Source organism: Bacillus niameyensis (assembly GCF_001375535.1).
Lineage (GTDB): Bacteria > Bacillota > Bacilli > Bacillales > Bacillaceae_C > Lederbergia > Lederbergia niameyensis.
Genome location: NZ_LN831197.1, coordinates 4,646,763 through 4,656,201, shown reverse-complemented (window position 1 = coordinate 4,656,201; position 9,439 = coordinate 4,646,763). Strand labels below are relative to the sequence as shown.

Annotated in this window: 8 protein-coding genes and 1 other annotated feature; of the genes, 2 read left to right on the top strand and 6 right to left on the bottom strand. The window is 37.3% G+C overall.

Translation table 11 applies throughout. The annotated features are described in order from the left end of the window. The 5 genes from BN1243_RS22815 to BN1243_RS21285 all read right to left on the bottom strand — a co-directional run. The coding region (locus BN1243_RS22815) for a hypothetical protein (RefSeq protein WP_230200288.1) at positions 1 to 205 on the bottom strand (205 nt) is incomplete at its 3' end. A gap of 65 nt (positions 206 to 270) precedes the next feature. Beyond that, entirely contained in the window at positions 271 to 846 is a 576-nt protein-coding gene (locus BN1243_RS21300) for a TetR/AcrR family transcriptional regulator (protein ID WP_062110221.1), read from the bottom strand. Between the two features lie 152 nt (positions 847 to 998). After that, positions 999 to 1,550: a histidine phosphatase family protein gene (locus tag BN1243_RS21295; RefSeq protein ID WP_062110219.1), complete on the bottom strand. Its 552-nt coding sequence runs from the start codon at positions 1,548 to 1,550 to the stop codon at positions 999 to 1,001. After that, entirely contained in the window at positions 1,551 to 2,195 is a 645-nt protein-coding gene (locus BN1243_RS21290) for an HD domain-containing protein (RefSeq protein WP_062110217.1), read from the bottom strand. A gap of 27 nt (positions 2,196 to 2,222) precedes the next feature. After that, positions 2,223 to 3,044: a MerR family transcriptional regulator gene (locus BN1243_RS21285; RefSeq protein WP_062110215.1), complete on the bottom strand. Its 822-nt coding sequence runs from the start codon at positions 3,042 to 3,044 to the stop codon at positions 2,223 to 2,225. A gap of 126 nt (positions 3,045 to 3,170) precedes the next feature. Here BN1243_RS21285 and BN1243_RS21280 point away from each other — a divergent pair, with 126 nt between their 5' ends. Beyond that, on the top strand, positions 3,171 to 4,538 hold the full coding sequence (locus tag BN1243_RS21280) for an MATE family efflux transporter (protein ID WP_062110213.1): 1,368 nt from the start codon (positions 3,171 to 3,173) through the stop codon (positions 4,536 to 4,538). Between the two features lie 223 nt (positions 4,539 to 4,761). Here BN1243_RS21280 and tyrS read toward each other — a convergent pair whose 3' ends face one another. Continuing rightward, positions 4,762 to 6,027 (bottom strand): tyrosine--tRNA ligase, encoded by a 1,266-nt coding sequence (gene tyrS / locus BN1243_RS21275; RefSeq protein WP_062110211.1) that lies wholly within the window; start codon positions 6,025 to 6,027, stop codon positions 4,762 to 4,764. A gap of 53 nt (positions 6,028 to 6,080) precedes the next feature. Further along, positions 6,081 to 6,300: a binding site (T-box leader), on the bottom strand. A gap of 124 nt (positions 6,301 to 6,424) precedes the next feature. Here tyrS and BN1243_RS21270 point away from each other — a divergent pair. Next, positions 6,425 to 9,325 (top strand): transglycosylase domain-containing protein, encoded by a 2,901-nt coding sequence (locus BN1243_RS21270; protein WP_062110209.1) that lies wholly within the window; start codon positions 6,425 to 6,427, stop codon positions 9,323 to 9,325. The last annotated feature ends 114 nt before the right edge of the window (positions 9,326 to 9,439 follow it).

Genomic DNA, 9,439 nt, shown 5'->3' with positions numbered 1-9,439 from the left:
CCCCACAGGCGTTTACGCCGAGGAGGCTCACCGCCCGCCCCGCGGAAAGCGAGCAACTGTAGCGGAAATCAACCAAGCACTGTCCTGGTAAGCAACAATGTTTACAAAAACAACCTATTAAAAAAATAAATATGTGACGCTTCTTTGGCATGTCTTTTTTTGAAAAGGTTTTGAAAACAAATACCAAATCTTCAATAATGCTCATTTCCCAGTAATCCTTTGGAAACTCAGCAAATTTACGCCTCTATATTCCGAGAGTCTATTTAAATATTAAATATCGTTTTTTCGCAAGTATGCAGACGAAATAACATCGGTTGCCATACTATTTAAGAGATCAATCCCCATCTGTTCATTAAACTCTTCCGTAAGCATTCCATTTGCAATCATGACAGAAAGCCCCGTCGTAAAAATTCTCATTTTCAAAAAGACGGTTTTTAATTCTTCATTAGACAACCCCTGAAGATCTGAATCCTCCTGCATTTTTTTTATCAGATCATGTCCCATATCTTGATCATAGTTTTGAATATAATCGTTTTGTTTCATAACAAAGTCTCGAAAAAGGACTGGGTAATCTCTCGCAAAACGTAGACTAGCAACACCAATATCGTGAAACGGCTGTCCAGAATCAACTTCCTCTATTAGCTGATGACTTAACTCAATAATTTTTTTCATTACCTCACTGATCAATTCCTCAACATTATTGAAATTCACATAAATCGGTGCAATGGAGCTTCCTAGTCTTTCAGCAACCTTTCTAATCGTTATATTCGACATCCCTTCTTCCTTAGCGATTTCAAAAGCGGCTTCAACAATCTGCTGTTTAGAAAACTTCTTCTTCGGTGGCATCGTTATTTTCCTTTCCTGTTATAAATCATATGATATAAATCATCCGTTATATAACGTATATTATACAAAAAAAGTAAAAATTTAAAATCCCCTTTTTGAAAAAATTCAAAAAAAAAGAGGTTTAGCCTTATTATGACTAAACCTCTTCCTTCCTAATTTGATTCCCATATTCGTTTAAAGTGTTGTTCTTCGTTATTAAATTGTAAGTGATAAACATCAGGGTTGCTTAAGTTCTCCCATAGTTTAAACCCATTCACTTCATCAAATAGATTACTAATTAACAAAGAAATCAAGTTTCCATGGCTTACAAGTATCATATTTTCTTCGGGAGATTTTTGAATTTCATGGATAAGACTCAACGCTCTGTTCGTTGCTTCACGAGTAGACTCCCCTCCTGAAAATTTCAAATCCAAATCTTGATATGTTTCTTTATAGATCTCCAGCCAATTGGGAATAGGGTCCTTACTTAAAATCCTTTCCGCTAACCTTTCATCCTCTTCAATCTTTAAGTTTGTCTTTTGAGCAAATGGTTGAATGGTTTGTATCGCCCTCAAAAAAGGACTTGAAATGATTCGATCTATTTGGATAGTCGAGAAAAATTCGGTTAGTGCAAGTGCCTGCTCGAATCCCTTTTCTGTAAGACTTGCCTGCGGCGGTTGTCCTTCTGCTTGGCAATGTCTAATTATGTATAGATTTTTATCCACTCATTTCCCCTCCCATTCTTGAAAAAATCTTTCTAAATATTCCTCCATAAATTGGTGTTTTCTTTCGGCAAGCTTTTTCCCGTAATCCGTATTCATAAGGTCTTTTAATTTTAATAGCTTTTCATAGAAGTGGTTGATGGCTGTTGATTTTTCCTGGCGGTATTTTTCCGGGGTTAAATCATCTCTCACTTTAACATTTGGATCATAAATTAACTGGTTCACAGCTCCCGAATAAGCAAATACTCTCGCAATCCCGATCGCTCCGATCGCATCAAGACGATCAGCATCTTGTACAATCTTACCTTCTAGCGTTTCCATCCGTGGACGACCACCGCCTTTAAAAGACATTGTGGTAATTATATTGATAATATTCGATTGAGAAAGATCATCTACATTCATCTCAGTTAACCATCTTTTTATTTCTTCAATTCCTTTCTTTTCGTCGCCAACTATTTTTTCATCTGCTAAATCGTGCAGTAAGGCAGCCATGATACAAGTAAATAAATCTGCCTTTTCCTGCTCTGCAATCGTTTTAGCTGTTTGGGTAACCCGATAAATATGCCACCAGTCATGTCCGCTTCCTTCCTCTTTTAATTGCTGAAAGACCATTTTCTCTGTTTCACTTATTATATAATCTTTATTCATCCGTTTCCTCCTAGTATCAGTAACACCTTACATTTTTTCTACTTGTATCATTATTTTTGTGACATAATTATCTTCTCCACTAACACTGATCTCATCGATTACATATTCTTCGTAGCTATCACCACAAATACAATACCGCAGCTCTCTTAAATTAGCTCTTATTTTTTCATATGTTTCTTGAATCGTCATATAACTTCCCTTATGGTAGCCAACTACATATTTCCCAGCATTTTTGATGAAAGGTTCTGCAAGATCAGATTGATTCACACGCATATAAAAATGTGAATAATTCCAATAATCCCGTGCCATTACTTGCTCATGGCGAATCATTCCTCCAATTGGATAGCCAATATCAAGTCCTTCTCGCTTCGTATATTTAATAAATGCCATAATTGCTTTCGTAAATTCTTTATCGGTGCAGTTTAAAATTTTTTCACTTAATACATGTTTTTCTGATTCCATCTCTTCGATAGTAATCTGATCAAAATCCAACTTTAATGCTTCTTCAAGCTGATTTTTCTTGTTTTGAATAATTTGCTGTGTCCTCTGCATCTTCATAATCTTCTGTTTCAGCGTTTCTTCTTTTTCTGCCAATAATTCAATGGCTTCCTTCGGGCTTTTGAATTGTAAAAAGTCTTTTATTTCTGCTAACGACATCCCAATCTCTTTTAGCATCTCAATAACACTAAAAATTTCGGTTTGTTGGACAGAATAATAACGATACCCATTTTCGTTTTTATACTCTGGTTTTAACAGACCTATATCATCATAATGAAAAAAAGTTTGCTTTTTCACTCCACATAAATCTGCAAATTCTCCAGTAGTAAATAATTTTTTCGTAGGCTCCAAATTTTTTCACCTCTCACTCTTGACTATACGGTTACCGAATACTTTAACATCATAGCATAGAAGGCCAAAAAAACATTAAATAAACGGAACAAACTTCAAAGATTATAAACATTAGGTGGTATTTTTATGAATAGCAATCATTCAATGATGAAAACGATGGAACCCCGTCCATTATTTATGAAGTATTTAATTCCTTCACTATTCGGAATGATATTAATGGCGATCAATATTTTAATTGATGGTCTGTTCGTTAGTCATGGGGTTGGAGAAAAGGGACTAGCAGGTGTTAACATCGCTGTACCGATTTATTCGGTCATTTTATCTGTTTCTTTGTGGATTGGGATGGGGGGTGCCACACTATATTCGATTGCCCAAGGTCAAAAAGATCACAATCTTGCAAAAAAGATATTCACACATTCTATTATTCTAGCGGTAGTAACAACAGGATTGATTCTTCTCTGTTGCTTATTTTTTGAGCGTCCACTTGCCTACTTATTTGGTGCAAATGAATCATTTATTTCATATGTAGAGGATTATCTCCACATTATCTTGTTATTTGGGCTTGTTTTTGTGCTCGAGAATATCTTAAGTATTTTTATTCGAAATGATGGAAATCCCACGCTCGCGATGACAGGATTAATCGTAACAGCTGTTGTGAATATTATTTTAAATTACCTTTTTATTTTCATTTTCCATTGGGGAGTAAAAGGGGCCGCTTATGCAACGGTAATCGGTACTTTTGTTGGAATTCTTGTTTTACTTACACACTTCTTAACGAAGAAAAAACAATTAGGGTACATCCGTACGAAACTTGATTTTTCTCTACTAGGTAACATTATCTCAATTGGTTTTCCAAGTTTTATTGTAGAAGGCTCAGCCGCGGTAATGACGATTGCCTTTAACATAACATTTAGCCATTATGTTGGGGAAACAGGTGTTGTAGCTTACGCGGTTGTTAACTATATGCATGCAGTGTTTATTATGCTGTTTATCGGTATTGGGGCAGCTCTACAACCGATCACAAGTTACCATTATGGTGCGAAACTCTATGAACGCATGAAACAATTTATTCGGATTGCGCTCATCATGGGGGTTGTTTTAGGAGTAGCTGTATTTATTGTTGGCTTAGTCGGAAAAGGATTTATTATTGACTTATTCGGCATCGATATTCCTGAAATTATCGATTATACGAAATTAGGAATTGTTTATTTTTTTGTGGGATACCTCTTTTTAGGGATCAACTTAGTTTTTGTAGAATTTTATCAATCTATTAAAAAAGTCCGAATTGCTACATGGATTATTTTATGTCGCAGCTTTATCTTATTCATACCTTTGCTATGGATTTTGCCACATTTCTTCGGACCTAATATGATTTGGCTTGTTTTTCCAATATCCGAGAGTTTAACAGTACTCATTCTCTATCTGGCATTAAAATTCAAATGGATAGGACTTATTCCCAGAAAAATGACGGTGCTGTCGAAAATGACTGGATAAACAAAAGCGCAGGCGCATTGCCTATCGACGTACAAACTTTAAAATAAGGATGAACGGCTAAAGACGCGCCGTCCTGTCGCACCGGCGGCACTAGGACTTCCTGTCCGTCGGAGCTAGACGAAAACTAAACATCGTTATAACTTATCCATAGTGTCCGATTTTATAAATTTCTGGTAGATAATAAAATATGAAAGCCGGTTCGCAATAGAAGCCGGCTTTCTTCTTATTTATATTGAATTAAATAATACTTTTTCTTACCACGGCGAATGACTGTAAATCGACCATCGAGTTTGTCAGAGTCACTCATAACGTGTTGAGTATCTGTCACACGTTCCCCATTAATCGATACCGCACCATTTTGAATATCTTCTCGTGCTTGGCGTTTGGATGGAGAAATTTTTGCGGCAACTAACAACTCCACAAGTCCAGTTTCTTCGCCTTCTTCATGCACGTATGAAGGAACATCTTTTAGTCCTTGCTCGATTTCATTTGCACTTAGTTCAGCAATATCACCGCTAAACAAAGCTTGTGTTATACGAATGGCTTGCTTCAATGCTTCTTCCCCATGAATCAAGCGAGTCATTTCCTCAGCTAATGTGCGCTGAGCTTTCCGTAAATGTGGCTCTTCTTGTACAGAAACTTCCAATGCCTCAATCTCTGACCGTTCGAGGAAGGTAAAGTATTTTAAATATTTCACAACATCTGCATCCGCTGCATTAATCCAAAATTGGTAAAATTCATATGGGCTCGTTTTCACAGGATCTAGCCAGATTGCTCCGCTCTCTGTTTTACCAAATTTCGTGCCGTCTGCTTTCGTAACGAGAGGAATTGTCATGCCATAGGCTTTCGCACCTTCTCCTGCCATTTTTCGAATCATTTCTAAACCGGTCGTAATATTCCCCCATTGATCGCTACCACCAATTTGCATTTTACAATCAAGATTCGTATAGAGTTTATAAAAATCGATCGCCTGCAAAATGGTGTATGTAAATTCAGTGAAAGAAATTCCAGTATCAAGGCGACTTGCCACTATATCTTTTGCTAACATGTAGTTAACACCGATATTTTTTCCGTAATCTCGTAAAAAGGTAATGAGATCCATAGAGCCAACCCAATCAAAATTGTTCGTCAAGACAGCACTATTTTCGCCTTCAAATTCAAAAATTTGTTCCAGCTGCTTTTTTAGTCCTTGAACATTTTGATCTACTTGCTCCAAAGTCTGTAATTTCCGTTCTTCCTTTTTTCCACTCGGATCACCAATTAAACCAGTCGCACCGCCAACAAGCACAATTGGACGATGTCCATGATTTTGAAAACGGCGCAGTGTTAAAAATGGCAACAAATGTCCAATATGCATGCTGTCGGCCGTTGGATCAACACCGCAATATAGAGAAATCTTTTCTTTTTCTAAAGTTTCTGCTAGCCCTTCCGCATCTGTTTCTTGATAAATGAGCCCCCGCCATTTTAAATCATCTAACAATACACTCATTTCAATTCCTCACTTTCATTTCTGGAAAAATAAAAAACGCCCCTTCGCCGAAACGAAGGGACGATTATTAACCGTGTTACCACCCAACTTGGGAATATATTTTATTCCCCACTCTACGTTTTAACGGAACTGATCCGTTTGCCGCTACTTCTCAAATTTCACGGCAAAAGCTCCAGGAGGTAATTCATCACTCTGTTTGTACCGATTTACACCAGCCATCGGCTCTCTTTATAACAGGGACAGTTGACTACTTATTCCTATCAAAGCTGATTTTACATGAACTTATCGTATTTTAACCATATTTTATTGTCAATGTCAAATCCTTCTGAAAAAAATATAACTTCCTCTCCCGTCACTTATGCTATAATAGGAGTGATTTTGGGGGGATGAAAACCATATGAAAAATTGGACAAATACAATTTGGGAACGAATAAAAACTTTTTTTTCCAATATTAAATACAAGTCGATCGCAAAAGGAGCAAGAGTTACATACGGCGTTGTATGGAATCTGCTATTAATATTCACCATCGTATTTATTCTTGGAGGAGCGTTTGCTGGTGGTATCGGCGCTGGTTACTTTGCATCGCTAGTCAAAGATCAAAAGGTACTCGCTAAAGATGATATGCTTAAGAATATTCATCAATATGAAGAAACATCATCTGTTTATTTTGCCGATAACATTGAACTAGGGAAATTGCGAACTGATATTGACAGAGAAGAAATAAAAATCAGTGAAATTTCTGATTACCTAAAAAAGGCGCTAGTCGCGACGGAAGACGAGTATTTCTATGAGCATAAAGGTGTTGTACCGAAGGCTTTGTTCCGTGCTGTTTTCCAAGAATTCACCAATTCTTCTGTCCAATCCGGTGGAAGTACGTTAACTCAACAATTAATTAAAAACCAAATTTTAACAAATGAAGTATCATTTGAACGGAAAGCAAAGGAAGTTCTTCTAGCTCTACGTTTGGAGCGTTTTATGGATAAGGATGAAATTTTGGAAGCTTATCTAAATGTTTCCACCTTTGGGCGTAATTCTTCGGGACAAAACGTCGGTGGCGTTCAAGCTGCTGCAAAAGGAATTTTCGGAAAGGATGCGAAAGATCTAAGTTTACCGCAAGCTGCTTTTATTGCTGGATTACCGCAAAGTCCGTTTCGATACACTCCTTTTACTAATCAAGGAGAAGTAAAAGAACCCGAATTATTGGAACCAGGGCTTAATCGAATGAAGACAGTTCTTAATCGAATGAAAAAGGAAGGTTATATTTCAGAGAAAGAATATAAAGAGGCAATCAATTACGACATAACGGCTGATTTTATAGCAAAACAGCCTAGAGCATATGAAAAATATCCAGATGTAACTGATGAAATTGAAAGACGAACAAGAGATATTTTCATAGAAATGCTTGCTAAAGAAGATGGACATTCAAAAGAGGACTTAAGTAAAGATGATGATCTCTATAATAAATATTATGTATTAGCAGATCGTGAAATGCGTCAAGGCGGTTACAAAATACATTCAACCATTAATCAGAAATTGTTCGATGCAATGAGGAAAGCTAAAAATGAATATGATAATTACGGCCCCACCCTTGTTAGAAGCGTGGAAAACAAAGAAACAGGAGAAATGGAAGAAGTTCCTGACCCTGTACAAATCGGAGCAATGCTGTTTGAAAACAAAACTGGTAAAATCTTAAGTTTTGTATCTGGACGTGAAATAGAAAATGCAAATTCTAGCTGGAACTATGCAACACTAAGCCAGAGACAAAATGGGTCAACGATGAAGCCATTACTCGTTTATGGACCCGCGATTGAGCTCGGGAAGAGTGCTCCAGGTGCTGTCATAGCTGATTTACCTTATACATTTCCTGGGGGCTGGACACCTAATAACTATGTGCCTCGCAAATATTACGGCCTAGTTTCTGCGCGTGAAGCATTGAAACATTCACATAATGCCTCTGCAGCGATTACGTACTATAAAATTATGAATGATAACCCTACTCAATATTTAGAAAAGATGGGGTTTGAGCACTTAACAGAAACAGATAAATCAATTCACTCAATTGCTCTTGGTGCAACTCAAAAAGGTGTCACTGTAGAGGAAAATACAAATGCCTTTACAACGTTTGCAAATGGTGGGCAGTTCAAGGATGGCTATATGATAGAAAAAATCACTGATCATGATGGCAATGTTGTATATGAGCATAAAGAGGAACCAGTAGAAGTATTTAGTCCGCAAACTGCTTATTTAATGATTGATATGATGAGAGATGTATTTGGAAGCGGAACAGCATATACTGTTCCTGGTATGTTAAAGTTTTCCGATGATTGGGCTGGTAAAACAGGAACAACGAACGATTTTAAAGATTCCTGGCTCGTCGGTTTCAATCCTAATGTAACACTTGGTACTTGGATTGGCTATGAATCTGGTACGTCTCTACGAGCAGCAACCCGAGTTTCTGATGCACAACGAAATTATCAAATCTGGGCAAAACTTATGAATGCGGCTTATGACGCTGAACCTGAAATTGTTAAATCAGGCGAAAGGTTCAAAATGCCTGGCGGAATCGTTAGTCGTTCCTATTGTGCCTCTTCTGGCATGTTACCATCGGAATCTTGTCAAAAGGCTGGGCTTGTTCGAACAGATATTTTCAATGCTAAATACGTTCCTAGTAAAACAGATGATAGCTTAAGCCCTGGTGGTCGTTATATCCTTGCAAACGGAAAAAAATATAGTGCGCTATCTTCTACTCCAAAAGAATTTACTAAAGAAGGTCTTGTAGTCAACCCAGAATTTTTAAAACAGATGACCCTTGGCTTAGTTCGTGACTATTCACAACTCATTCCGCAAAATTCTGGATGGAAGAATTTAATTGTTGCTGATGCAAAGCTAGAAGATGACGGAAAAGCACCAGCTGCTGTTAAAGCTAGTTTAGCGGGTGACACAATTAAATGGAGTGCTTCTTCAAGTAAAGATGTTGTTGGCTATCGTGTCTATAGCGAAGCTGGTAAAAAGATTGCCTCGATTGTTTCTGATGAAACATTTGCCCATAAAGTTGGCAAAGGGAAATTCTATGTAGTAGCCGTCGATGTGGCTGGAAAAGAATCCCAACCTTCGAACCAAGTAGGCGAAGAAGAAAAAAAGGAAGAGGAATCAACCGAAGTAACTAAGCCTAATGATTCTGAAAAAGAACAAACAAACAATGGTCAGAAAGAAGAAGGCAAAAATAATCAACCTAATAAAGACAAGGATCAAAAAGAAAACAAACAACCAGAAAAAGAAAAGCCAAAAGACGAATAAACAGAACAAAAGCGCAAGCGCCTGTTTAGCGACGTACAAATTTAAATAATAAGGATGAACGGCTAAAAACGCGCCGTCCTGGCGCAACGCCGTTCTGACCAACATCCTGTTGGC